Origin of the sequence: Aequorivita sinensis, assembly GCF_006346335.1 — a bacterium.
GTDB lineage: Bacteria > Bacteroidota > Bacteroidia > Flavobacteriales > Flavobacteriaceae > Aequorivita > Aequorivita sinensis.
Genome location: NZ_VDMC01000005.1, coordinates 127133 through 151156, shown reverse-complemented (window position 1 = coordinate 151156; position 24024 = coordinate 127133). Strand labels below are relative to the sequence as shown.

Genomic DNA, 24024 nt, shown 5'->3' with positions numbered 1-24024 from the left:
TACAGCATATGATACAGATTAATCAACTTTCAAAAAAATACAAAGGCGCCGAATTATTTTCGGTTAAAGACCTTGATTTGAAAGTTGAGGAGGGTGAAATTTACGGTTTACTCGGCCCAAACGGAGCAGGTAAAACCACGTTAATTTCTATGCTAACTTCACTGTTAAAGCCAACTTCAGGTACGTTTACTATTAATAGTTTGAATTTTAAAGAGCATAAAAATCAGCTAAAACAATTAATAGGAATTGTTCCTCAGGAATACGCACTTTACCCAACACTTACTGCGTATGAGAATTTGGAGTATTTCGGGAGTATGTACGGTATAAAAGGAGGGGCCTTAAAAAAATCTATCATGCAACATTTGGAGATAATGGGGCTTTTAAAATTTGCCAATAAGAAAACAGCAACTTTTTCTGGAGGAATGAAACGTCGTGTAAACTTAATAGCGGGAATTCTTCATCAACCAAAAGTATTATTTCTCGATGAACCTACAGTTGGAGTAGATGTACAGTCAAAAAACGTAATAATAGACCATCTAAAATATTTAAACGAGCAGGGAACAACTATTGTTTACACCTCGCATCATCTCAACGAAGCTGAGGTTTTTTGTACGCGTGTTGCTATAATCGACAATGGAGAAATTATTGTAGAAGGAGTTCCTTCTGAATTAATAAACAATCAAGCCGCTGCCAACAACCTCGAAGATGTGTTTTTGGCAAAAACGGGTAATGCACTTCGCGATTATGCATAAACTTTGGGCTTCAACATACAAAGAAATGCTACTGCTTTTACGCGATTTAGGCGGAATAGCAATCCTTTTCGTGATGCCAATGTTATTGCTTGTTGTTATTACTTTGGTTCAGGATAGTACGTTTAAAACCATTAGCGACATTAAAATTCCTGTGCTGTTAGTGGATAATGATAAAGGGGAAGTTTCTAAGAATATTATAGATAACCTTTCTGAATCTAATTCCTTTCAAATTCTTCAAAAAGACACTGAAGAAGAAGCAAAAGAAGCTGTTTTCGCAGGAAAATATCAGCTAGCTATCGTAATTCCTGAAAGTCTCTCTACGTCTCTTCAGAAAAAAGTAAATCAAAATGTTGAAGGGATTTTATCCAAATTTGGGTTGGAGGAAGATAGTTTGCTTGTTGAAAAAGAAACTATTCCCGTTAAGGAAGTCCGACTTTACTTTGATCCAGCTACACAAGTGAGTTTTAAGTCTTCAGTTAAAAATGGAATCGATAAAATGATTTCAAAAATTGAAACCCAAAGTATTTACAAAGCTTTTCAATCTGAATTGGGGGAAGACGAGGACGAATCGATATTTGATACAGAAAATTTTATTGCTTTCAAGGAAATTTTACCAACCAAGAACAATGAAGAAATTATTCCAAACTCGGCACAACACAACGTTCCAGCTTGGACGTTGTTTGCAATCTTTTTCATTATTGTTCCGCTTTCAATAAATTTAGTAAAAGAAAAGAATCAAGGAACTTTTGTTCGATTACGCACTCAACCTGTGAACTATGCCACAGTTTTAGGAGGGAAAACGATAGTGTATCTAGGGGTTTGCCTTATTCAATTTACACTAATGTTATTGGTGGGAATATATCTTTTTCCAGCCATCGGACTTCCTGGTGTGGATGTAACAGGTAAACTCCCTTTGCTTTATGTTGTAGCTTTATTTTCAGGATTGGCTGCCATTGGCTTAGGGTTGCTTTTAGGGACGATAGCAAAAACGCAAGAGCAAGTAGCGCCGTTTGGAGCAACAATGGTAGTAATATTAGCCGCACTCGGTGGTGTTTGGGTTCCAGTATTTGTGATGCCAAAATTTATGCAGTTGATTTCAAAAATATCTCCTATGAATTGGGGCTTGGAAGCATTTTATGATGTATTTTTAAGAAATGTGAGTTTTGTTAAAATCCTTCCTGAAATTTCATTATTATTGCTGTTTTTCCTGCTAACAATTTTAATAGCAATAATTTATAATCGTAGTAAAAATGCCGTCTGATAAAAAAAATGAAATAAGTTTCACTTCTGAAATACGAGTGCGTTTCACCGAAACCGATCCATTAGGGATTGTTTGGCACGGGAATTATATACAATACTTTGAAGATGGTAGAGAAGCCTTTGGGCGTGAACACGGTATTTCATATTTAGAGCAAAAGGCCAATGGTTACACCTCGCCAATTGTTAAATCTACTTGTGAGCATAAATTACCATTGCGATATGGAGATGTAGCAACTATCAAAACCACATTTGTACCCTCGCGCGCAGCAAAAATGATTTTTAAATACAAAATCTATAACCCTGAAGGGAAAGAAGTATGTGTAGGTGAAACTATTCAAGTTTTTTTAAATGAAGACGGAAAGCTCTCACTTACTATGCCTGAGTTTTTTGCTAAGTGGAGAGAGAAAATGGGAGTTTAAAAATGGCTAAAACATATCTTTCATATAATAATATATTTTCAAGTCTTGGATTTGATTCTGAAACTGTTATTGAAAAAATGTCTAATGACGTTTCAGGATTAGATAGATATGACAACAATTCTCTCTTACCTCAACCATTTTGCGCTTCCTTACTTTCTTCGGAAGTAGTAAGGGAAGAATTCAACAAAATATCAGACGCTTCAAAATATACTAAGCTTGAACAGATGTTAATTCTGTCGTTAAAAAAAGTTATAGATGCATCTTCAATAACTTTAAATGATAGGATTGGGCTTATTATTTCAACAACCAAGGGAAATATTGACGTTCTTGAACAAGAAAGTAGTTTTGACGAAAGTCGCTCATATTTAAGTGAGTTAGGAAAAACCCTGAAGGATTTCTTCGGGTTTAAAAGTGAGGCAATAGTCGTTTCTAATGCTTGTGTTTCGGGAGTTTTAGCAATTTCGGCAGCAAAGCGTTTTATTGCTGAAAAAAAATACGACCACATTTTTATTTCAAGTGGAGATCTAGTTACTAAATTTATATTATCGGGGTTTAATTCTTTTCAAGCCCTTTCATCAGAACCTTGTAAGCCTTACGATAAAAATAGAATAGGAATTAACCTAGGCGAAGTGGCAGCAAGTATTTTGGTTACCTCTTCAAAAAAACACTTAAACAGTGAAGCGGTTGAAATCTTAGGTGACGCTACTTGCAATGATGCTAATCATATTTCAGGCCCATCACGAACTGGTGAAGGTTTATATAGAAGTGTTAATGCAGCAATGAAAGAGGCAGGTGTAAAGGCATCAGGTATTGATTATGTGTCGGCTCACGGAACTGCTACCGCATTTAACGATGAAATGGAAGCAATTGCATTCAATAGATTAGGATTAGAAAACGTACCTTTAAATAGCTTAAAAGGATATTTCGGACACACTTTAGGTGCCTCTGGATTATTAGAAACTATCGTGGGGATGCATTCTGTAAAAAAAAATTTACTTTTTTCTTCCAAAGGATTTACCGAACTTGGGGTTTCACAAAATATAAACATAATAACGTCTAATACACCGAAAACCTTGAATGTTTTCCTAAAAACTGCATCAGGTTTTGGAGGTTGTAATACAGCAATAGTTTTTCAAAAAACAACCAATTAACCAACCATAATGCAAGCAAATAAAAAGAATATTAACGCATTTGAAGCTTTGGAAGAAGCGCATCGCATAGCCTTTGCGCCATTTGTTTTTCAGGCTTCAATTTCGCTTCGGAAATTAGGAATCCTAGATTATATCTTTGAAAATAGAAAAGGTGGAGGACCTACAGCCGAAGAAATTTCTGAAAAACTTTCACTAAGTCCATATGGTGTGGGGGTGCTTCTTGAAATTGCAGAAACATCAAATATCGTTAATAAGTGTAAAGCAGGAAAGTATGAGTTGTCTAAGGTTGGTTACTTTTTAAATTACGACACTACAACAAGCGTAAACCTAAACTTTACCAATGAAGTTTGCTACAAAGGCCTGTTCCATTTAAACGATGCTATAAAAACTGGAAAACCTGAAGGGCTTAAAGAATTAGGCGAATGGCCAACTATATACGAAGGGCTTTCAAAATTACAACCAGAGGAACAAAAAGCTTGGTTCGATTTTGATCATCATTATTCAGATAATATTTTTGATGAAGCACTTCAGAAAATTTTTCAAAAGGACATAAAAACCTTATTTGATATTGGAGGTAATACAGGGAAGTTTTCAATTAAATGTGCCGAATTTAATGAAGACGTAAACATTACCATTGTTGATTTACCTGGACAATTAAAGATGGCTTTAGCCAATGCCGAAAAACGAGGCTTTAAAGACAGAATTACAGGTCACCCAATAGATTGGCTCTCAGAAAATCCACAGATACCAACAGGTGCAGATCTTATTTGGATGTGTCAGTTTTTAGATTGTTTTTCAGAGGATGAAATTTTAAAAATCTTGAAAACTTGCGCAGATTCGATGAATGATAATGCCGAGTTGATCATTGTTGAAACCTTTACAGATAGACAAGCATTTAAGGCTTCGCAGTTTATATTAGAAGCAACTTCACTTTATTTTACAGTACTTGCAAATGGAAATAGTAAAATGTACCCTGCGAGTGTATTTATTAAACTGATTGAAAAAGCCGGCTTGCAATTACACGATGATTGTAAAATCGGGGAGTATCACACTATGCTAGTTTGTAAAAAGAAATCACAATAAAACGGTGTAATTGGGCATCTATACGAACTTGAGATTCTAAAGAATTATAAAATTGACGAATAAATTTCACATAAAAAGCTACTCACATATTAAAAGCCAAACTGTTTCAGTAAACGGAAATGTGATTTTTAAAGGAGATGATGCTGATTTTCCAAACTTTATAAAGAGTGCATATAAATATTTGGAGACAAGTTATTCTAAGTTCTTCAAGATGGATAACCTCAGTAAGCTGGCATTTCTAGCGGCCGATGTATTGTTGAAGCAAGAAAGCTTAAGTGAAGAGGAAAACAATATTGCCCTTATATTTTCAAACAAAGCATCGAGTTTAGATACAGATAGAAAACACCAAAAATCAATTGAAAACCAAGACGAATATTTCCCTAGTCCGGCAGTTTTTGTTTATACTTTACCGAATATTTGTCTTGGGGAGATAAGTATAAAACACAAACTTTATTCTGAGAATAGTTTTTTTATCTTTGACCGCTTCAATGCCGAGCATTTATATCTGTATGCCAATAATTTATTGCAAAATAACAAAGCAGAAAAGGTATTATGCGGCTGGGTAGATTTTGATGAAAATAGCTATGAAGCTTTTTTATATTTAGTTGAAAACAAAGGCGAAATAGTACATAACACTGAAGAAATAAACAGATTATATAATTTATTATGAGCGAATTAAAAGAAGAATTAAAGGCGAAAATAATTGAGCAATTAAACCTTGAAGATGTTTCAGTTGAAGAAATTGCTGACGATGACGCACTTTTTGGTGATGGTCTTGGCTTAGATTCTATTGATGCTTTGGAGCTTATCGTAATGTTGGACAAAGATTACGGTATCCGTTTGAGTGATCCGAAAGAAGGACGCAAAATATTTGAATCTGTACAAGTAATGGCAGATTATATAGAAGCAAACCGCACTAAGTAATTTTTGAATTTATAGACTGAGGGCAGTCAAAACCTTATTGAAATTATTATAAAGTCTCTAGTTTAAATGAGTAAAGGCGTAGCGATAACCGGAATGGGGATAATTTCGGCCATTGGAAACAATGTAGCTGAAAACTTTGATGCGCTTATAAATCAAAAAAAAGGGATTACTCGTGTTGATAATATTAAAACCATACAACGCGAAGAAATTATGGTTGGCGAAATTAAATTCACAAACGATGAATTAATCGCTCAACTAGGTCTTCCACCTGAGAACAACTTCTCGCGTACTGCGATGTTAGGTGTTATTGCAGCTAAAGAAGCCATTACTCAGGCAGGAATAACCGATATTAAAAAATATAAAACAGGCATTGTTTCGGGTACGAGTGTAGGCGGCATGGATATGACCGAAAAGTACTATTACGAATATCTCACCGAAAAAGAACCTCAGAAATATATTGAAAGTCATCACGCTGGAGATTCTACACAAAAAATTGCAGAGCAATTAGGCATTGAAGAAAGTTTTGTAACAACTATAAGTACTGCTTGTTCTTCTGCTGCCAATGCAATTATGTTGGGAGCCCGACTTATAAAATCTGGAAAATTAGATAGAGTTGTAGTAGGCGGAGCCGATTGTCTTTCCAAATTTACCATCAACGGATTTAAAACCTTGATGATTTTAAGCGATACCTTCAACACTCCTTTCGACGAAAATAGAAAAGGACTAAACCTTGGAGAAGCAGCAGCTTATCTAGTTTTAGAAAGTGATAAAGTGGTAAAAGCTGAAAATAAAAAGGTACTCGCTTACGTAAAAGGATATGGAAATGCCAATGATGCATTTCACCAAACTGCATCTTCTGATAATGGTGATGGCGCTACACTAGCGATGAAAAAGGCATTAAAAGTTGCCAATTTAAATCCGTCTGATATAGATTATATAAACGCTCACGGAACTGCAACAGGAAATAACGATCTTTCGGAAGGGAGAGCAATACTTCGCATTTTTAAGAATGAAATGCCAGAATTTAGCTCAACAAAAGCATATACCGGTCATACTTTGGCCGCAGCTGGAGCGATTGAAGCTGTATATTCAGTTTTGGCATTACAAGAAAATGTAATTTTTCCCAACCTGAATTTTAAAACTCAGATGAAGGAATTCAATTTAATTCCACAAACCGAATTAAAGAAGAAAGAATTAAATACTGTGCTTTCAAATTCATTAGGTTTTGGCGGTAATTGTTCAACTGTTATCTATTCAAAAGAAGCTTAATGAAAAAGGTGTATATTAATAGTATCGCTTCTATTTCACCTCAAAAAACCTTTGAGAGTGCATCCTTTTTAGATGATATTATTGAATATAATGACAATGTAATTCCAGCCTTCGACCCAAACTATAAAGAGCACATACCGCCTGCAGCTGCTAGACGGATGGCAAAAGGAATTAAAATGGGTGTTGTAGCTTCAAAACTTGCAATGGAAGAAGCAGGGATCGAAACGGTAGATGCTATAATTACAGGAACAGGAATGGGTTGCATGATCGATTCTGAAAAATTTGTCAGTGCTATTATTGATAACAACGAGCAATACTTAACCCCTACTTCCTTTATACAAAGTACACATAATACAGTTGCTGGGCAGATAGCTTTAGGAATGGAGTGTAAAGCTTATAATTTCACTTATGTTCACTCTGCTATTTCGTTTGAATCGGCTTTGATAGACGCTAAAATGCAACTAGAAAATAACGAAGCTAATAACATATTAGTGGGGGGCGTAGAAGAATTAGGCGCACATACCACCAATGTTCATCGGGTTATTAATCACGTTAAACCTGAGCCAGTAACAATTTCAGAAGTTTTAAACTCCAATACTGAAGGAGCTGTATTTAGTGAAGGTGCTAATTTCTTCGTGGTTTCTAACGATAAGAAAGATAGCAGTTATGCTGAATTACTTGCTGTTGAAACATACAATACTCTTCAAAAAGACAAGCTTTCTGAAACAATTAAAAACTTTTTAGAAGAAAATAACTTAAAACCTGAAGACTTAGATCTTGTGGTGCTCGGTAATAATGGTGATGTAGATTTTGATGGATATTACAATCAACTATCTGAAAACATCTTCAAAAACACTAAGCAGGTTTACTACAAACACCTAGTTGGTGAAAATAATACAGTGTCGGCATTCGGGGTTTGGTTGGCTTCAAAAATTATTAAAACACAACAAATTCCTGCTATAGTGAATTTGAACGATATTGAATCAGCAGAAACTAACATTGTTCTGTGTTACAACCAATATCGCGGTGAAAACCACAGTCTTGTACTCCTGAAAAAATGTTGAAATTCTACACCATAAACGCCTTAGCTTTAGTAATCTTTTTTGGATTGCTGCTAACAGGTTTTTTTGGTGATGTTCCGGTTTGGCTTTATGTGTTATTTGTAATTATTTGGATAGTAATTACTGCTATTGGGTCTTTTCAAATAAAATGGAATTATCATTTAGAGTCTTTAAACCACAATTATAAAACTTCAAAAAACTATATATCCATCACTTTCGACGATGGACCAAATCCAGATTATACACCAAAAATTCTTTCACTTTTAAAAGAACACAACGCAAAAGCTACTTTTTTCATAATAGGAAAAAATGCTGAAACGCATCCGGACTTAGTCCGTGAAATAATAGCAGATGGACATTCTATAGGGAATCATTCATTTTCACACGCCAATACTTTTGGATTTTTTTCTTCTGAAAAAATTATAGCCGATTTAAAAAAATCTGATTCTGTTCTGAAAGAAATCACAGGAAAGGAAATTAAATTATTTCGTCCTCCATTTGGTGTAACAAATCCGAATATCAAGAAAGCTTTGAAAAAAACTGGGCATCACTCTATTGGTTGGAGTAAACGCAGTTTGGATACTACGAATCTTTCGGAAGAAAAGATTTTAAAACGCATTATTCCCAACCTGAGAAAAGGTGATATTGTATTACTTCACGATAGCAGTTTAAAATCCGTTGCCGTATTGGAACAGTTATTGTTAACTTTGACTCCGCACGAATTGCAGTCGGTTTCGGTGGATCGTTTGCTAGAAATAGAACCTTATGCGTAATTATCTTTTTTTACTAGTTTTTGTTTTAATCGGCGGTAGCATTGCAGCACAAGAAATTGCGATGAATGCTTCTGAAATTTCTGCTTTCAAACAAAAAGTTATCTCTACTGCAAAAAGCACCAATTCAATTAAAGCTGATTTTGTGCAATTCAAGCACCTAGACTTTTTAGCGAATGATGTAAAAACTTCAGGGAAAATGGTATTTAAAGCTCCAAATTTGGTAAAATGGGAGTACACAAATCCTTATCAATACAGCGTTATTTTTAAAGAAGATAAGCTGCTTATCAATGATGGAGGCACTAAAAGTAAAGTCGATATTGGGAATAGCAATCTCTTTAAGAAATTAAACGAGTTAATCGTGAAAAGCGTAAAAGGCAATATGTTTAACGACGCCGATTTTACGGTTTCATTTTATAAAGTATCGAAACATTACAAAGCGGTTTTTGTGCCTAAAGACAAAAAAATAGCTAATTATATAGCTTCTTTCGAATTGCTTTTCAACAAAGACGACGCACAGGTTCACGAGGTAAAAATGATTGAGCCATCAAAAGACTTTACAAGGATTATATTTGGCAATCGAGTTTTAAACAGTAAGATTAATGATTCGGTTTTCAGTAATTAGTCTATCCCTTGTTTTCTCTTTAACTTCTTGCTCGTTAAAGACCACAGAAGGATTGCGACCAATAGATTTGAATGAGGTTGCTAAATTGAATAAAGTGGTCGAAAATCTATATTTTTCTAATCCAGAAATAGACTATGTTTATAAAGCGAAAATCAAGGTTTACAATAAAAATTTCGGCGGAATATTAATTGTAAAAAAGACAGGTCCAGAAAATCACAGAGTAGTTTTTACAACTGAATTTGGAAGTAAATTATTAGACTTTCAGTTTGATGGAGATAAGTTTACCAAGAATTTTGTTGTTGAAGACTTAGATAAAAAATTTATAATTAATATTTTGAGAGACGATTTCAAATTATTGATAACCGAAAAATCTGATATTTTGGAAACTTTTAGTTCTGAAGTACATAATGTTTTGAAAACACAGTCCGAGGAACGATTCAATTATTACTTTTTTGAAAAAAAAACAGGAAAGCTTCAAAAAATTATAAATACAACTAAAAGAAAAGAAAAAGTTGAGGTTAATTTTACTTCAACTGAAAAAGAAATCGCAGACATCATAAGTATAAAACACAACAACTTCAAGTTAACGATAGACTTGGAAAAATTCAAAAAAGAATAGCATGCTCATAGAAGGTTTATACAAAATAATTGCTATCGAGAAGACCGAAAAAGGCATCTTGGCAAAAGTACACTTAGACAAAAATCACGATATTTTTAAGGGGCATTTTCCTGGGAATCCAGTTATGCCAGGAGTTTGTATGATTCAGATTATAAAGGAGTTAACTGAAAAAACAGTAGAAAAGGAATTGTTTTTGGCGGTTTCTTCCAATATAAAGTTTATGGCAATTATCAATCCTGAAAAGAATTCAGAATTGCAGCTTGCTATAGATATTACTGAAGAAAATGGAGAGGTAAAGGTGAAAAACACTACATCTTTCGAAGATACTATAGCTCTAAAGTTAAGTGCTACGTTTAAAATTATTTAATTTTTGTTTAAGCCTAACAAGGTTTTAAAACCTTTTAGAATTAGAATTTACAATTATGAAAAACATATTTATTTTATTCTTTTTCATTTCCTTTATTGGAAACGCCCAAGATTTAGGAGAAATTCGTACTCAATACCCAAAAGCAGTTGAGAGCACCGAAGTAACCGAGAAACTGTATGGCGAACTTTTAAAAATAAATACATCGACCAAGCCTGTATTGCATGCCTACAAAGGAGCAATATTGACGTTGAAAGCCAAGTTTTCAAAAAATAAACGCGATAAGAAAGATTTTTTTAAAGAAGGCGTTTCTTTACTTGAATCTGCTATAGAGTTAGATTCGCAGAATACCGAAATTAGATACATCCGTTTATCAGTTCAAGAAAATTCGCCAAAATTCTTAGGGTATCACAAAAATATTGAGGATGATAAAAATTTTATTTTAAAGAATTTCGGAACTATACCTTCTAAGACTTTAAAAACCATTGTAAAAGATTTTGTTTTAAACTCTAATAGTTTTAATGAAACTGAAAAGTTAGGGTTGAATTAAACTAAGCAAAACCATTACTTCAACTGCAATAACTTATATTTGTTGCGTGCTCTATTCCTCAGTGGTAGTTACACACCGCAAAGACACAGAGGACACTAAGAATAAAACTTCATAATGAGCCAAAAACTACATTCAGATAAATTTAATTCCCTGAAGTGTTGCGTGATTATTCCTACTTATAATAATCACAAGACCTTGCAACAGGTAATTGAAGGTGTTTTGGTTTACACTGAAAATGTAATTGTGGTGAATGATGGTTCCACAGATTCAACTTCAGAAATATTGCTAAAGTTTCCGCAATTGGAGTTAATTAACCTTGCACAAAATAAAGGAAAGGGGAATGCGCTGCGACAAGGCTTTGCACACGCTGAAAGTTTGGGTTACCATTACGCCATTACCATTGATAGTGATGGTCAACATTTTCCAGAAGATATTCCAGTTTTTACAGAAGCTTTAGAAAAGTCAGAAAATAAAAAGCTACTCCTTATCGGCGCACGAAATATGGGGCAAACGGGAGTACCTAAGAAAAGTAGTTTTGGAAACAAGTTTTCAAATTTTTGGTTTTGGGTAGAAACGGGAATTCGCTTAAAAGACACCCAGTCTGGCTTTAGGTTATATCCGCTTTACGCAATGAAAGGCTTAAGCTTTTACACCAATAAGTTTGAATTTGAAATTGAAGCCATAGTCAAATCTGCCTGGAGTGGGATAGAAGTGAAGAACATTCCAATTCAAATTCACTATGAGTTGGAAAATAGAGTATCACATTTTCGTCCGTTTAAAGATTTTACACGAATTAGTATCTTAAACACTTGGCTTGTACTTGTTACCTTCCTATATATTAAACCACGAGATCTCTTTAGGAAACTAAAAAAAAAAGGACTTAAAAGGTTCTTGATGGAAGACCTACTTCAAAGCGATGATTCTGCCGAAAAGAAAGCTTTTTCAATCGCTTTAGGAGTGTTTATAGGCTTGTCTCCAATTTGGGGTTTTCATACTGTATCGGTTATATTTTTGGCCATTCTATTGAAGCTAAATAAGGTGATTGCATTTGCTTTTTCTAATGTAAGCTTGCCTCCATTTATTCCTTTTATTCTTTATTTCAGTTTAAAACTTGGGAGTTGGCTTTTAGGTGAAAACTTTGTCCTTTCATTTAATGAAATAGATCCCAGTTTAGAGCTAGTGAAATATTTAAAATCTTATATTGTTGGCAGTTTGGCTCTTTCAATTTCTGCAGCAATTTTCTGCGGACTTGCAGGATACTTAGTCTTAACGTTGTTTGAGCGTAAAAAGATTTTTAAGAATGGGTAAATGGTTTTTTAAGGCATATCAATTTCTTCAAAATAATAAATCCCGAAGCGCAATTATTTTTTTATTGTTGCTCTCAGGTTTGGTGTTCCTTGTTACCAAAATTCAATTTGAAGAAGATATTTCTAAATTAATACCTGTAGAAGGAGAGTCTAAAAACCTTCAGAAAGTATTAAAATCAGTAAATTTTACTGATAAAATTATTGTAACCCTTAAGAAAAATGAAGATGTAGCCGTTGAAGAACTTACCGATTACGCTTCAGAATTTATCGATAGCTTACAAACTCACTCATCTCAATACATCAAAAATATTAGAGGGAAAGTAAACGATGACGATTTACTTCGTACTATGAATTTTGTGTACGAAAATTTGCCTTTATTTCTTGATAAAGATGATTATAAAACCATTGCCAATAAACTTGAAAAAGACAGTGTTTCGGCTATAACAGCAGCGAATTACAAAACACTTATCTCCCCTTCTGGAATAGTAACGAAAGATATTATTCTAAAAGACCCTTTAGGGCTTTCACTAATCGCCTTAAAAAAGCTTAGACAGCTTGGAGTCACAGACGAATTTGTATTGAAAGACGGGTTTTTAGTAAGTAAGGATGAAGAAAATCTTCTTCTTTTTATCACTCCGCAATATGCAAGTAGTGAGACTTCTGAAAACAGCAAGTTTGCCGAAAAACTATATGCGCTACAAAAATCTTTAGATCTTAAATATTCAGGAAAAGTAAAAAGTGAATATTTTGGAGCTGCGTTAATTGCAGTTGCCAATGCCCAGCAAATTAAAAGTGATATACAGTTTACCGTAGGTATCGCCTTTTCGTTATTGGTTCTAGTTTTTATATTCTTTTACCGAAAGATATATGTTCCCATAATTTTATTTGTACCAACGCTTTTCGGTGGACTTTTAGCAGTTGCACTATTGTATTTAGTTCGAGACAATATCTCTGCAATTTCACTAGGGATAGGTTCAGTTTTGCTGGGGGTGACATTGGATTATTCACTTCATATACTCACCCATATCCGCAATAACGAAACGGTAGAAAGTTTATATAAAGATGTAGCAGAACCAATATTGATGAGCAGTTTAACAACGGCGTTAGCATTTTTATGCTTGTTGTTTTTAGATTCTCAAGCCTTACAGGATTTAGGGATGTTTGCTGCAGTAAGTGTTTTAGGTGCTTCGGTTTTTGCACTTTTATTTATTCCATTAGTTTACAAAAATCCACTTTCGCAAAAGCAGCAAGTTAATGTGCTGGATAAAATCGCCGATTATTACTACCATAGAAATAAATGGTTGTTAATAGGTCTAGGAGCGGTTTTAGCGGTAAGTCTGTTCACCTTCAATAAGGTTGAATTTGATAAAGATATTTCAAAATTAAATTATGAGCCTGAAGCGTTGAAAGCTGCAATGCAGCATTTGGATGAGTTGACAGATATTTCCTCAAAATCGGTCTACTTAGCGACTTATGGGAAATCTGTAGAAAGTACGCTTCAGCTAAACGATTCAATTCACGCAACTTTAGAATTACTTAAAGAAAATGATAAAATAAGCAGTTTTAGTTCTATTGGAGCTTTAGTACATTCACAACGTGACCAAAGAAATAAAATATCTGTTTGGCAACAGTTTTGGAGTGAATCTCGAAAGGATAGTACGGCAAACAATCTTATTAATAGTGGGGAAGAACTTGGTTTTAAACCTTCAACTTTTAGTAAGTTTTACAATTTTCTGAATAAAGACTTCAACACTTTAAAGCCTGAGGATTATCAGCAAATTCCATCGATTATTCTAGAGGATTATATCACTACAGAAGCTGGATTTACAACAATTACAACCCTAGTTAAACTAGAGGATGTAGATGTTTCTGACATAAAAGATAGGTTTAAGAAAATCCCGAATACCTATGTTATTGATAGGCAGGAAATGAATGAAACCTTCTTAGGAAATCTTAAAAACGATTTCAACAGCCTGATTGGGTATTGCTTGCTGGCGGTTTTATTAATACTGTTTTTATTCTTCCGAAGTTTCTCTCTCACTTTGGTTACTGCAACCCCAATTTTCCTAACCTGGTTTCTAACCTTAGGGGTAATGGGATTGCTCAATATTCAATTCAATATTTTCAATATTATAATCTCCACTTTCATTTTTGGATTGGGAATCGATTATAGCATTTTTATGACTAAAGGCTTAATGAAAGAGCTTGCCACGGGTGAAAAAGTAATGGTAACCAATAGAACATCAATAATTCTGTCGGTTTTAACCACGATTCTTGGAGTTGGAGTTCTAATTTTTGCTAAACATCCGGCATTGTATTCAATATCTATAGTCTCGATCATTGGAATTTTTTCGGCAATGTTTACAGCTTTCACAGTGCAACCGTTATTGTTTAAACTTTTTATAGGCAGCTCAAAAAAACGCCCTATAACTCCTAGGATGTTTGTGCATTCTATACTGTCGTTTAGTTATTTCGGATTAGGAGGAATATTGCTTTCAATCTACAGTGTAACCTTAATGCCAATCTTACCAATCAGTAAGAAAACATCTATGGGATGGTTTCATAAGATAATATCGAAATTCTTTAAATCGGTATTATACACCAATCCCTTTGTGAAGAAAACTATAATCAATGAATCGGGTGAGGATTTTTCAAAACCTGCGGTAATTATAGCCAATCACACTTCCTTTCTAGATATTTTGGCGGTGGGGATGTTGAATCCAAAAATCTGTTTCTTGGTAAACGATTGGGTTTATAATTCTCCAATATTTGGGAAAGCAGTGCAAAAAGCAGATTTCTACCCTGTATCAAGTGGAATTGAAAATAGCTTAGAGCCCTTAAAAAAGAAAATTGAGGAAGGATATTCGTTGATGGCTTTTCCAGAAGGCACTAGAAGTGACTCCAATAAAATTAAGCGTTTTCACAAAGGTGCTTTTTATTTGGCAAACCAATTCAATTTGGATATTCTACCGGTACTAATTCACGGAAATAGCGAAGTAAATCCTAAGGGAAGCTTTATTATTAAAGATGGTAGCATTACTGTAAAGATTTTACCGCGTATAAAAGCCGAAGACACTTCTTATGGAGAAACTCATAGGCAACAAGCAAAACAAATAGGCGCGTATTTTAGAGATGAGTTTTTAAAAATTAGAAACGAAATTGAAGGTGTAAAATATTTTCACAATATTGTTTTAGAAGAATACCGATACAAGGGAGATTCAATTTGTAAGGCTGTAAAGAAGGATTTAAAAGAAAATGCTGCGCCGTATTTCGAAACCCTAAGAAACATTGAAAAGCGTGGGAATATTGCACATATTTCAGATGATCATGGGCAACTCGACTTTCTTTTAAATCTCGATGGGCCAGATAGAAAAATTTTCAGCTACATTGAAGATTTAGATATGAGAGCAATACTTCAAAATAGTTATATAACTAATAAATACAGTAAGGTCTATTTTAAATCTTCTATCTCAGCCGTATTGAACGCAGATGTTGAAGTGCTAGTAATTTCTTCAGAAAAACACCTTGCTGAAGTAATAGACATTTTACCGCAAATTTCTGTGAAAACCATTGTCTTTCTGAAAGATGTATCCCTTGTTGAGAAGGAAAATATTGTTACATTAGACTATCAAAGAGTATATCAAAACACGAATATTAGTATTTTTAATCTATCGAGAACCACAGCAGAATGACTGAGAAATACGATGTAGTAATTATTGGTAGCGGCCTAGGAGGGCTGGTATCGGCAATTATACTAGCCAAAGAAGGGTATAGTGTTTGTGTGCTCGAAAAGAACCAACAATTTGGTGGGAATCTACAAACCTTTTCACGTAATAAAACCATTTTTGATACAGGGGTTCATTATATAGGAGGACTTTCGGAAGGACAAAATTTGAATAGGTACTTTAAGTATTTAGGTATTCTTGACGATATTACACTAAAGAAAATGGACGAAGATGGTTTTGATAGAATCACTTTTGACAATGACCCAAAGGAGTACAAATACGCACAAGGTTACGAAAGATTTAAAAAAACGCTCCTTGAGGAATTTCCTGAAGAAGAAAAGGCAATAGATGCTTATTGCAATAAAATGAAGGAAACTTGCGATTTCTTTCCGCTTTACAGACTTAAACTTGGAAAACCATATTATGAAAACACTTCACTTTTTGAAGTGAAAATAAAAGACTTTATAGATTCTATTACAGATAATAAAAAACTTCGAGCTGTATTAGGAGGAAGTAATTTGCTATATGCTGGTGAGGGGGAACGCACTCCTTTGTATATGCACGCATTGTCAGTAAACTCTTATATAGAAAGCTCGTATCGTTGTATAAATGGTGGAAGTCAAATAACCAAGGCACTGCTTGCTAGGCTACGTGAAAATGGAGGAAAGGCATATAAACGCCACGAAGTAACAAAGTTTGTTACAGAGGATGGACAGGTGTCAGCAGTCGAACTTGCAAATGGGAAGGCAATAAAAGGCGATATATTTATTTCTAATATAGACCCTAAGATGACCCTGCAGATGATTGGTAAAAATCATTTTAGAAAATCCTATACCAAACGTATTGAAAATATTGAAAGTACAATTGCTGCTTTTAGTCTTTATTTAGTATTGAAACCCAATAGTTTTAAATACTTAAACCATAATTACTATCATTTTAAAGACTATAACGCTATTTGGGATGCACATAAGTATACTGAAGAAAGTTGGCCTGAAGTGTATATGGTTTCTATGGGAATTAAGAAGGATGAAGATGAGTATGGGGATAACTTAACGGTTATGACTTATATGCATTTTGAAGAAATGGAACCTTGGATAAATACTTTCAACACAGCCGCTGATAAAAATGAGAGAGGGCAAACCTATGAAGAGTTTAAGGAACAAAAGGCTGAGGTAGTTATTCAGGAGTTAGAGAAAAAATTCCCCAACATACGAGATTGTATAGAAGCAGTTTACGCTTCAACCCCTTTATCTTACCGTGATTATATAGGGTGTAGTAAAGGATCGATGTATGGCTTTGTTAAAGACGCTAATAGTCCATTAAAATCTTTCGTGTCTCCACGAACTAAAATCAACAATCTTTATTTTACTGGGCAAAGTTTAAATATGCACGGGATTTTGGGCGTTACAATTAGTGGAGTAGTAACTTGTTCGGAAATATTAGGAGGGGAATACCTTTTAAATAAAATTTTAGAAGCTTCAAATACGGAAAGGATAACTTAAAGAGTTTAGAGATGTCACAAATCAAATCAAAACCTATTGAAAGGGTTCGGAATATTTCTAAGGAAGAGTTTATTGAGAAATATTACAAACCTCAAAAGCCTGTTTTAATTGAAGGACTCACAAAAGATTGGAAGGCATTTAAAATGTGGAACTTGGACTATATTCAAAAACACGCTGGAGATCAAGTGGTTCCGCTTTATAATAATGAGCCTACAAAAGGGAAGCAGAACTCGGCCGAGCCTGCTACTGAAATGAAAATGTCTGACTATATCGATCTTATAAAATCCAAACCTACCGATTTACGAATTTTCTTCTACGATCTTAAGGTGAAGTTGCCAGAACTTCTAAAAGATTTTGAATACCCAAATATTGGTTTAAAGTTTTTTAAACGTCTTCCGGTACTATTCTTTGGAGGTGAAGGGTCTAAGGTGTTACCACATTACGACATGGACTTAGCAGATTTAGTGCATTTCCATTTTCAGGGGACTAAGAGTGTTTTGCTTTTCTCTCCCGAGCAAACTAAGTATTTATATAAAATTCCATTTGCAGTACATAATTTAGAAACCATCGATTTAGATAATCCCGATTTTGAAAAGTATCCTGCGTTAAAATATGTTGAAGGAATTCACGCGACAATGGAACACGGTGATGCGCTTTATATGCCAAGCGGCTACTGGCACTATATAAAATATCTAAATGGAGGTTTTTCTATGACACTTCGGGCTTTTCCACGGCATTTAGGGCGTTTTGGAAATATGCTTTACAACGTATTCTTTATGCGACATTTCGAAAATATAATGCGTAAATCATTTGGGCAGAAGTGGATTGATTATAAAGAAAATCGTACTTATAAGAAAACAAATAATAGGGTAGCCAAGCTGAATAATCAAAATTTATAAGGATGAAGATTTCAGGAAAGTTACTTGCATTTGCGTTGTTAATATTTCTTTTGAATTCGTGTGGAGTGTCAAAATCTATTAATAATAGACCTGATGTTAGTGGCTACAATTCTTCAATTCCTGAAAAAATTAAAATCAACGATTCTACTTTTATAGCTGGAAATAACTTCTTCTTAAAAAACATACAAGGTCTGTGGGAGTTATATGTAGAAGGAAATCCCTTACAAATTGGGGAAATAACTGGAAGCCTTACGCAGAAACAACTTCAAAGTCAGGAGGCCTATATCTTCAATATGGTGGAAGATATAATCCCTTCAAAGTTTCAACAATTCTTACTTCGTAAGTTTTTGGCTTGGTACAATCGCCAAATGTATCAACATATCCCTGAGGAATATAAAGCCGAAATTTATGGTCTTTCACAATATTCATCATCAAATTTCAGTGAAATTGGCGAGCCTTATTTGCGAATTCTATACTTGCACGGCGCTCACGATATAGGCCATGCAATGCAAGATTTAATGCTGGTTGGTTGTTCATCTTTCGCTGTTTGGGGAGATAAAACAGTCGATAATGACCTGCTAATTGGAAGAAATTTTGATTTTTATGCTGGAGATGACTTTGCGAAGGAGAAAATAATCTCTTTTGTAAACCCTTCAAAAGGACACAATTTTATGTCGGTAACTTGGGGCGGAATGATAGGCGTAGTTTCTGGAATGAACGAGCAAGGTTTAACGGTTACTATAAATGCCGGAAAATCTAAAATTCCATTAGTTGCTAAAACACCAATATCTATAGTAACACGCGAAATTCTTCAATATGCATCTACTATAGATGAGGCAATTGCTATTGCAAAAAAGCGTGAAGTATTTGTATCTGAAGCTATTTTTATTGGCAGTGCTAAGGATAAAAAAGCAATTGTTATTGAAGTTTCACCGGATAATTTTGGTATTTATGAAGTAGAAAACACCAATAAACTTATATGTAGTAATCACTTTCAAAGTGAAGAATATCAAAATGACGAACGCAATATAAAATGGATAGAAGAGAGTCATTCTATGTATCGTTTTGAAAGAATGCTAGAACTGATTTCAGAAAAAGAAAAAATTGATGTTAAAGATGCGGTTTCCATTCTTCGAAATAAAAAGGGGTTAGGTAACAAAGAAATAGGTTTTGGAAATGAAAAAGCCTTAAACCAACTTTTGGCCCATCATGGAATTGTTTTTAAACCTGAAAGTAAAAAAGTATGGGTTTCTTCAAATCCCTATCAATTGGGTGAATTTGTGGAATACGATTTAAACGAGATTTTTATGAATAGGGAAGACAATCCAGCAATTACTTCCGTTTCAAACGGGAATGGGAATATTCCTGAAGATAAGTTTATACATTCAAAAGAATTTAAAGACTACCAAGAATACCGAGTTTTGGAGCGGAAAGTTGAAAAAGCTATTTCGAAAAAAGATACACTTTCCCAGGAAACAATTTTAGCTTTACAACAAAAAAACCCAGAGTATTGGAAAGCCTATTATTTAATAGGAAAGTATTACTTTGGAAAAAAATATGACGCCGCCGCAAAACTTGCTTTTGAAAAAGCGTTGACCAAAGAAATAACAACAGTTACCGATAGACAGGCAATTAAAAAATATCTTCGGAAATTAAACTAACAGAATTAAAAAGGCGTGGTGTTTAGTAAGCCTTAAAGTCTTGCTTCCAAAAAGAACAGTAAATGATTCCAAAAATAGAAAAAGCATCCAAAGAAGAAATAAAAGCCTTTCAAGAAGAGAAGCTTAAAGACACGCTAGAATATCTAAATGAGAAATCTCCATTTTACAAGCGCTTTTTTAAGGAAAACAATATTAATGTTTTAAAAATAAAGAAGCTCGAAGACCTTTATAAAATTCCTGTTACTACTAAAGATTTTCTGCAGCGTTATAATGATGATTTTATATGTGTGCCAAGAGCTGAGATTATAGACTATGTTACAACCTCTGGAACTTTGGGTGACCCTGTAATATTTGCACTTACCGATAACGATTTAAATCGCTTAGCCTATAACGAAGCGATTTCATTTGAGTGTGCAGGAGTTAAGAAGACCGATGTGATGCAGTTGATGACCACTATCGACCGCAGGTTTATGGCAGGGTTGGCTTACTTTTTAGGTGCTCGAAAATTGGGAGCGGGAATCATTCGAGTTGGATCTGGGATTCCTGAGCTACAATGGGATTCGATTTTAAAATTTAATCCTACTTACTTAATTACAGTGCCTTCGTTTCTTTTAAAACTTATAGAATATGCAAAACAGCATAATATAGATTTAAAAAATACAGGTGTTAAAGCAGCTATATGCATTGGTGAACCTATTCGCGATCAAGATTTTTCTTTGAATATACTGTCAAAAAAAATTAAAAAAGATTGGGATATTGAGTTGTTTTCAACTTATGCTTCTACCGAAATGAGTACAGCATTTAATGAATGTGAATATCACGTTGGCGGTCATCACCATCCGGAATTGATTATTGCTGAAATTTTGGATGAAAATAATAATCCGGTAAAAAATCGTGAAGTGGGCGAACTTACAATTACCACATTAGGTGTTGAAGCGATGCCGTTATTGCGTTTTAAAACAGGTGATATGGTTCAAGCAAATGATGAAAAGTGCAAGTGTGGGCGTAATACCATGCGCTTAGGGCCGGTTGTTGGGCGTAAAAAGCAAATGATTAAATATAAGGGAACTACCTTGTATCCGCCGGCGATGTATAATATTTTAAATAACTTTTCAGAAGTTGAAAGCTACGTAATTGAAGTGTTTCACAATGAATTAGGTACCGATGAAATTTTAATAAAGATTGCATCCGATAATATTTCCGAAGAGCTTCTTTTAGATATCAAAGATCATTTTAGAGCAAAATTACGAGTAGCGCCTAAGTTAGAATATGCCTCATCTGAAGAGATTCAAGCACTAAGGTTTCCACCTTTAAGTAGAAAGCCTGTGGACTTGATAGATCACAGGCTTCAAAAAAATAAGTAGGTATTTCTTTATTTCTTAAATGTAATTACTGGCATATTAGCATGGTTTACCATATCCTCACTGATACTTCCATTAAAAAAGTGTGAAATACCTTTGCGTCCGTGAGTGGCCATTCCAATTAATTCACCATTTATAAATTTTGTGAAATTTAGTATTCCTTTTTCCACGGTAGTGTCGTTATAGATGTTTAGAGAGTAATTTTCAATTCCTATACCATCTACAAAATCCTCCATTAATTTCTGAGCTTGGCCAGAAGTTTTAAAACCTGCAGGCGTGTTCACGTATAGCAAATGTAGTTTTGCGTCAATTTTTTTAGCGAAATCATAAGCTTTAATCAATGTACCGCGTGAATTTTCAGAAAAATCAGTTGCAAATACAAAATCTTCCACATTAAATTCCGAATGATTATTCTTTATCACCAATACTGGAACTTCGGCGGTGCGAACAACTTTTTCTGTATTACTTCCTACAAACATTTCTTTAAATCCACTAGCACCATTAGATCCCATAACTATAAGATCTATGTCATAATTCTTACAAGCTTCATTAATATCTTCAAAAATTTCGTTGTGACCAATTGTCTCGTTTATCGTAATTCCCTCAAGGAATTCGCTGTTTCTAAGGTCGTTAAAGCGTTTTTCAGTAAGTTTTATAAAATACAACGATTCGGGAAGGCTGCCAGAATCTTTAGCAGTAGCGTATTGCATTGGAATTTCCAAAGAGTGCAAAACGTAAACTTCACTATTGTGTTTTTTAGCTAATTTTATAGCTACTTTAAGGGCGTTTTCAGCTTGTTCGGAAAAATCTGTGGGAACTAAAATACGTTTCATAAATAGATTTGGGATTAATTTTTAAGCGATGATAATTTACAAAAATAAATCGGTTACCCTTGATTTTTATAATATTAAAAAATTATAGTATATTTGCACCGATTTTGATACGAAAATATCTGAGGGGACTAAAAGTCCCCTCTTTTTATAGCTAAAAAACGATGCGAGAAAAAGTAGCACAACTACTAGAAACTGCTTTAGCAGAAAACCAATCTCTGTTTTTGATCGACCTAAATATTACTGAAGATAACCAAATACGGGTCATCCTTGACGGCGATAAAGGCGTTACGGTTGAAGATTGTATAGCTGTTAGCCGACAAATTGAACATAATTTGGACCGTGAGGAATATGATTTCTCTTTAGAAGTAATGTCATCGGGTGTTTCAGAACCATTGACTTTACCTAGGCAGTATAAAAAGAACTTAGGAAGAACGCTTAAAATAAAAACTAAAAACGAAGAAAAAATTGAAGGCGAATTAATCGCTGCGAACGAAGAAAGTTGTACCTTGAAGTGGTCTGTGCGAGAGCCTAAACCAGTAGGAAAGGGGAAAGTTACCGTTCAAAAAGAGGCAACACTGCCTTATGAAGATATTATGGAAGCAAAAGTGATGATAACATTTTAATAGAATTGATATGGAAAACTTAGCACTAATCGATTCTTTTTCAGAGTTTAAAGATGATAAGCAAATAGATAGAGTAACGCTTATGGCGATACTTGAAGACGTTTTCAGAAATGCACTGAAAAAGAAATATGGAAGTGACGATAACTTTGATATAATTGTAAACCCTGATAAAGGGGATTTGGAGATTTGGAGAAACCGTGTTGTGGTTGCAGATGGAGAAGTAGAGGATCCAAACGAAGAGATTTCTTTAAGCGAAGCACAAAAAATTGAGCCGGATTTTGAGATTGGAGAGGATGTTTCGGAAGAAGTAAAGTTAATCGACCTAGGGCGTCGTTCTATTTTGGCATTGCGTCAAAACCTTATTTCAAAAATTCACGAGCACGATAATACTATCATCTATAAGCAATTTAAAGATCTTGAAGGAGAAATTTACACTGCTGAGGTTCATCACATTCGTCACCGTGCCGTTATATTGTTAGACGATGAAGGGAATGAAGTTATCCTTCCAAAGGATAAACAAATTCCTTCAGACTTTTTCAGAAAAGGAGATAACGTTCGTGGAATTATTGAAAGCGTTGATTTAAAAGGAAATAAACCGACAATTATTATGTCGCGCGCAAACCCAATTTTCCTTGAAAAATTATTCGAACAAGAAATTCCAGAAGTATTTGACGGTTTAATTACTGTTAAAAAAGTAGTTCGTATTCCTGGTGAAAAAGCAAAAGTTGCTGTAGATTCATACGATGATCGTATTGATCCTGTAGGAGCTTGTGTTGGTATGAAAGGTTCAAGAATACACGGTATTGTACGTGAACTTGGAAACGAAAATATCGATGTTATAAATTATACAAGTAATATTAACCTTTATATTACTCGTGCATTAAGCCCAGCAAAAGTAACTTCAATTAAAATAAATGAAGAGACTAAACGAGCTGAGGTAATTCTTCGTCCTGAAGAAGTGAGTAAAGCAATTGGTCGTGGAGGGCATAACATTCGCCTTGCAGGTCAATTAACAGGCTATGAAATAGATGTGCTTCGTGAAGGCGCAGAAGAAGACGTAGAGTTGCGTGAATTCTCAGATGAAATAGAAGGCTGGATCATCGAAGAATTCCATAAAATAGGTCTAGATACAGCTAAGAGTGTACTAGAACACGATATCAAGGATTTGGTTAAACGAACCGATTTGGAAGAAGAAACCATTCTTGATGTAATTAATATATTAAAAGAAGAATTTGAAGAGTAGTTGAAACTTTGACTACTTTTATA

At 34.3% G+C, this 24024-nt stretch carries 23 protein-coding genes; 22 read left to right on the top strand and 1 reads right to left on the bottom strand.

Annotation, left to right across the window (positions count from 1 at the left end; translation table 11 throughout):
- The first annotated feature begins 8 nt into the window (after positions 1-8).
- The 20 genes from FHP04_RS08160 to FHP04_RS08065 all read left to right on the top strand — a co-directional run bounded on the left by FHP04_RS08160 (position 9) and on the right by FHP04_RS08065 (position 21305).
- Positions 9-752, top strand: a complete 744-nt coding sequence (locus FHP04_RS08160; RefSeq protein WP_139855603.1) for an ABC transporter ATP-binding protein — start codon at positions 9-11, stop codon at positions 750-752.
- The gene (locus FHP04_RS08155) at positions 745-2013 is read left to right on the top strand and encodes an ABC transporter permease (RefSeq protein WP_179951776.1); all 1269 of its coding nucleotides are present in this window, start codon (positions 745-747) and stop codon (positions 2011-2013) included. The genes FHP04_RS08160 and FHP04_RS08155 overlap by 8 nt, the downstream gene beginning before the upstream one ends.
- Positions 2003-2431 (top strand): acyl-CoA thioesterase, encoded by a 429-nt coding sequence (locus FHP04_RS08150; RefSeq protein WP_139855601.1) that lies wholly within the window; start codon positions 2003-2005, stop codon positions 2429-2431. Before FHP04_RS08155 ends, FHP04_RS08150 begins: the two co-directional genes overlap by 11 nt.
- A 2-nt stretch (positions 2432-2433) precedes the next feature.
- Positions 2434-3582 (top strand): beta-ketoacyl synthase N-terminal-like domain-containing protein, encoded by a 1149-nt coding sequence (locus tag FHP04_RS08145; protein WP_139855600.1) that lies wholly within the window; start codon positions 2434-2436, stop codon positions 3580-3582.
- A 9-nt stretch (positions 3583-3591) separates the two neighbouring features.
- The gene (locus FHP04_RS08140; protein WP_139855599.1) at positions 3592-4665 is read left to right on the top strand and encodes a methyltransferase; all 1074 of its coding nucleotides are present in this window, start codon (positions 3592-3594) and stop codon (positions 4663-4665) included.
- Positions 4666-4717: 52 nt separating this feature from the next.
- Positions 4718-5335 (top strand): 3-oxoacyl-ACP synthase, encoded by a 618-nt coding sequence (locus tag FHP04_RS08135; RefSeq protein WP_139855598.1) that lies wholly within the window; start codon positions 4718-4720, stop codon positions 5333-5335.
- Positions 5332-5589 (top strand): phosphopantetheine-binding protein, encoded by a 258-nt coding sequence (locus FHP04_RS08130; RefSeq protein ID WP_139855597.1) that lies wholly within the window; start codon positions 5332-5334, stop codon positions 5587-5589. The genes FHP04_RS08135 and FHP04_RS08130 overlap by 4 nt, the downstream gene beginning before the upstream one ends.
- 66 nt (positions 5590-5655) lie before the next feature.
- A complete protein-coding gene (locus FHP04_RS08125) occupies positions 5656-6858 on the top strand; it encodes a beta-ketoacyl-[acyl-carrier-protein] synthase family protein (protein WP_139855596.1) in 1203 nt (400 codons plus the stop codon).
- Positions 6858-7922 (top strand): beta-ketoacyl synthase N-terminal-like domain-containing protein, encoded by a 1065-nt coding sequence (locus tag FHP04_RS08120; protein ID WP_139855595.1) that lies wholly within the window; start codon positions 6858-6860, stop codon positions 7920-7922. The genes FHP04_RS08125 and FHP04_RS08120 overlap by 1 nt, the downstream gene beginning before the upstream one ends.
- Complete coding sequence (locus FHP04_RS08115; RefSeq protein ID WP_139855594.1) at positions 7916-8692, top strand: polysaccharide deacetylase family protein; 777 nt, start codon at positions 7916-7918, stop codon at positions 8690-8692. Before FHP04_RS08120 ends, FHP04_RS08115 begins: the two co-directional genes overlap by 7 nt.
- Entirely contained in the window at positions 8685-9314 is a 630-nt protein-coding gene (locus FHP04_RS08110) for an outer membrane lipoprotein carrier protein LolA (protein ID WP_139855593.1), read from the top strand. Before FHP04_RS08115 ends, FHP04_RS08110 begins: the two co-directional genes overlap by 8 nt.
- On the top strand, positions 9292-9933 hold the full coding sequence (locus FHP04_RS08105; protein ID WP_139855592.1) for a hypothetical protein: 642 nt from the start codon (positions 9292-9294) through the stop codon (positions 9931-9933). The genes FHP04_RS08110 and FHP04_RS08105 overlap by 23 nt, the downstream gene beginning before the upstream one ends.
- Position 9934: 1 nt before the next feature.
- The gene (locus FHP04_RS08100) at positions 9935-10300 is read left to right on the top strand and encodes a hotdog family protein (protein WP_139855591.1); all 366 of its coding nucleotides are present in this window, start codon (positions 9935-9937) and stop codon (positions 10298-10300) included.
- 55 nt (positions 10301-10355) lie between these two features.
- A complete protein-coding gene (locus tag FHP04_RS08095; RefSeq protein WP_139855590.1) occupies positions 10356-10847 on the top strand; it encodes a hypothetical protein in 492 nt (163 codons plus the stop codon).
- A gap of 114 nt (positions 10848-10961) precedes the next feature.
- Positions 10962-12155, top strand: coding sequence for a DUF2062 domain-containing protein (locus FHP04_RS08090; protein ID WP_139855589.1), 1194 nt, complete (start codon positions 10962-10964; stop codon positions 12153-12155).
- Positions 12148-15846: a 1-acyl-sn-glycerol-3-phosphate acyltransferase gene (locus FHP04_RS08085; protein WP_139855588.1), complete on the top strand. Its 3699-nt coding sequence runs from the start codon at positions 12148-12150 to the stop codon at positions 15844-15846. Before FHP04_RS08090 ends, FHP04_RS08085 begins: the two co-directional genes overlap by 8 nt.
- Positions 15843-17381, top strand: coding sequence for a phytoene desaturase family protein (locus FHP04_RS08080; RefSeq protein WP_139855587.1), 1539 nt, complete (start codon positions 15843-15845; stop codon positions 17379-17381). The genes FHP04_RS08085 and FHP04_RS08080 overlap by 4 nt, the downstream gene beginning before the upstream one ends.
- Positions 17382-17392: 11 nt before the next feature.
- Positions 17393-18280 carry a cupin-like domain-containing protein gene (locus FHP04_RS08075; protein WP_139855586.1) on the top strand — a complete coding sequence of 296 codons (888 nt, stop codon included), beginning with the start codon at positions 17393-17395 and terminating at the stop codon, positions 18278-18280.
- A 2-nt stretch (positions 18281-18282) separates the two neighbouring features.
- Positions 18283-19941, top strand: coding sequence for a C45 family autoproteolytic acyltransferase/hydolase (locus FHP04_RS08070; protein ID WP_139855585.1), 1659 nt, complete (start codon positions 18283-18285; stop codon positions 19939-19941).
- 62 nt (positions 19942-20003) lie between these two features.
- On the top strand, positions 20004-21305 hold the full coding sequence (locus tag FHP04_RS08065; RefSeq protein ID WP_139855584.1) for a phenylacetate--CoA ligase family protein: 1302 nt from the start codon (positions 20004-20006) through the stop codon (positions 21303-21305).
- Between the two features lie 8 nt (positions 21306-21313).
- Here FHP04_RS08065 and FHP04_RS08060 read toward each other — a convergent pair whose 3' ends face one another.
- Positions 21314-22135 carry a universal stress protein gene (locus FHP04_RS08060; RefSeq protein ID WP_139855583.1) on the bottom strand — a complete coding sequence of 274 codons (822 nt, stop codon included), beginning with the start codon at positions 22133-22135 and terminating at the stop codon, positions 21314-21316.
- Between the two features lie 161 nt (positions 22136-22296).
- On the opposite strand from FHP04_RS08060, the gene rimP reads away from it, so the two are divergent.
- Entirely contained in the window at positions 22297-22758 is a 462-nt protein-coding gene (gene rimP, locus FHP04_RS08055; protein WP_139855582.1) for a ribosome assembly cofactor RimP, read from the top strand.
- A 10-nt stretch (positions 22759-22768) separates the two neighbouring features.
- A complete protein-coding gene (gene nusA / locus FHP04_RS08050) occupies positions 22769-24001 on the top strand; it encodes a transcription termination factor NusA (protein WP_139855581.1) in 1233 nt (410 codons plus the stop codon).
- Positions 24002-24024 lie beyond the last annotated feature (23 nt).

Coding starts and splice junctions, on each gene's coding strand:
- FHP04_RS08160 (WP_139855603.1), top strand. CDS start 9: ATGATACAGATTAATCAACTTTCAAAAAAATACAAAGGCGCCGAATTA.
- FHP04_RS08155 (WP_179951776.1), top strand. CDS start 745: ATGCATAAACTTTGGGCTTCAACATACAAAGAAATGCTACTGCTTTTA.
- FHP04_RS08150 (WP_139855601.1), top strand. CDS start 2,003: ATGCCGTCTGATAAAAAAAATGAAATAAGTTTCACTTCTGAAATACGA.
- FHP04_RS08145 (WP_139855600.1), top strand. CDS start 2,434: ATGGCTAAAACATATCTTTCATATAATAATATATTTTCAAGTCTTGGA.
- FHP04_RS08140 (WP_139855599.1), top strand. CDS start 3,592: ATGCAAGCAAATAAAAAGAATATTAACGCATTTGAAGCTTTGGAAGAA.
- FHP04_RS08130 (WP_139855597.1), top strand. CDS start 5,332: ATGAGCGAATTAAAAGAAGAATTAAAGGCGAAAATAATTGAGCAATTA.
- FHP04_RS08125 (WP_139855596.1), top strand. CDS start 5,656: ATGAGTAAAGGCGTAGCGATAACCGGAATGGGGATAATTTCGGCCATT.
- FHP04_RS08120 (WP_139855595.1), top strand. CDS start 6,858: ATGAAAAAGGTGTATATTAATAGTATCGCTTCTATTTCACCTCAAAAA.
- FHP04_RS08115 (WP_139855594.1), top strand. CDS start 7,916: ATGTTGAAATTCTACACCATAAACGCCTTAGCTTTAGTAATCTTTTTT.
- FHP04_RS08110 (WP_139855593.1), top strand. CDS start 8,685: ATGCGTAATTATCTTTTTTTACTAGTTTTTGTTTTAATCGGCGGTAGC.
- FHP04_RS08105 (WP_139855592.1), top strand. CDS start 9,292: ATGATTCGGTTTTCAGTAATTAGTCTATCCCTTGTTTTCTCTTTAACT.
- FHP04_RS08100 (WP_139855591.1), top strand. CDS start 9,935: ATGCTCATAGAAGGTTTATACAAAATAATTGCTATCGAGAAGACCGAA.
- FHP04_RS08095 (WP_139855590.1), top strand. CDS start 10,356: ATGAAAAACATATTTATTTTATTCTTTTTCATTTCCTTTATTGGAAAC.
- FHP04_RS08090 (WP_139855589.1), top strand. CDS start 10,962: ATGAGCCAAAAACTACATTCAGATAAATTTAATTCCCTGAAGTGTTGC.
- FHP04_RS08085 (WP_139855588.1), top strand. CDS start 12,148: ATGGGTAAATGGTTTTTTAAGGCATATCAATTTCTTCAAAATAATAAA.
- FHP04_RS08080 (WP_139855587.1), top strand. CDS start 15,843: ATGACTGAGAAATACGATGTAGTAATTATTGGTAGCGGCCTAGGAGGG.
- FHP04_RS08075 (WP_139855586.1), top strand. CDS start 17,393: ATGTCACAAATCAAATCAAAACCTATTGAAAGGGTTCGGAATATTTCT.
- FHP04_RS08070 (WP_139855585.1), top strand. CDS start 18,283: ATGAAGATTTCAGGAAAGTTACTTGCATTTGCGTTGTTAATATTTCTT.
- FHP04_RS08065 (WP_139855584.1), top strand. CDS start 20,004: ATGATTCCAAAAATAGAAAAAGCATCCAAAGAAGAAATAAAAGCCTTT.
- FHP04_RS08060 (WP_139855583.1), bottom strand. CDS start 22,135: ATGAAACGTATTTTAGTTCCCACAGATTTTTCCGAACAAGCTGAAAAC.
- rimP (WP_139855582.1), top strand. CDS start 22,297: ATGCGAGAAAAAGTAGCACAACTACTAGAAACTGCTTTAGCAGAAAAC.
- nusA (WP_139855581.1), top strand. CDS start 22,769: ATGGAAAACTTAGCACTAATCGATTCTTTTTCAGAGTTTAAAGATGAT.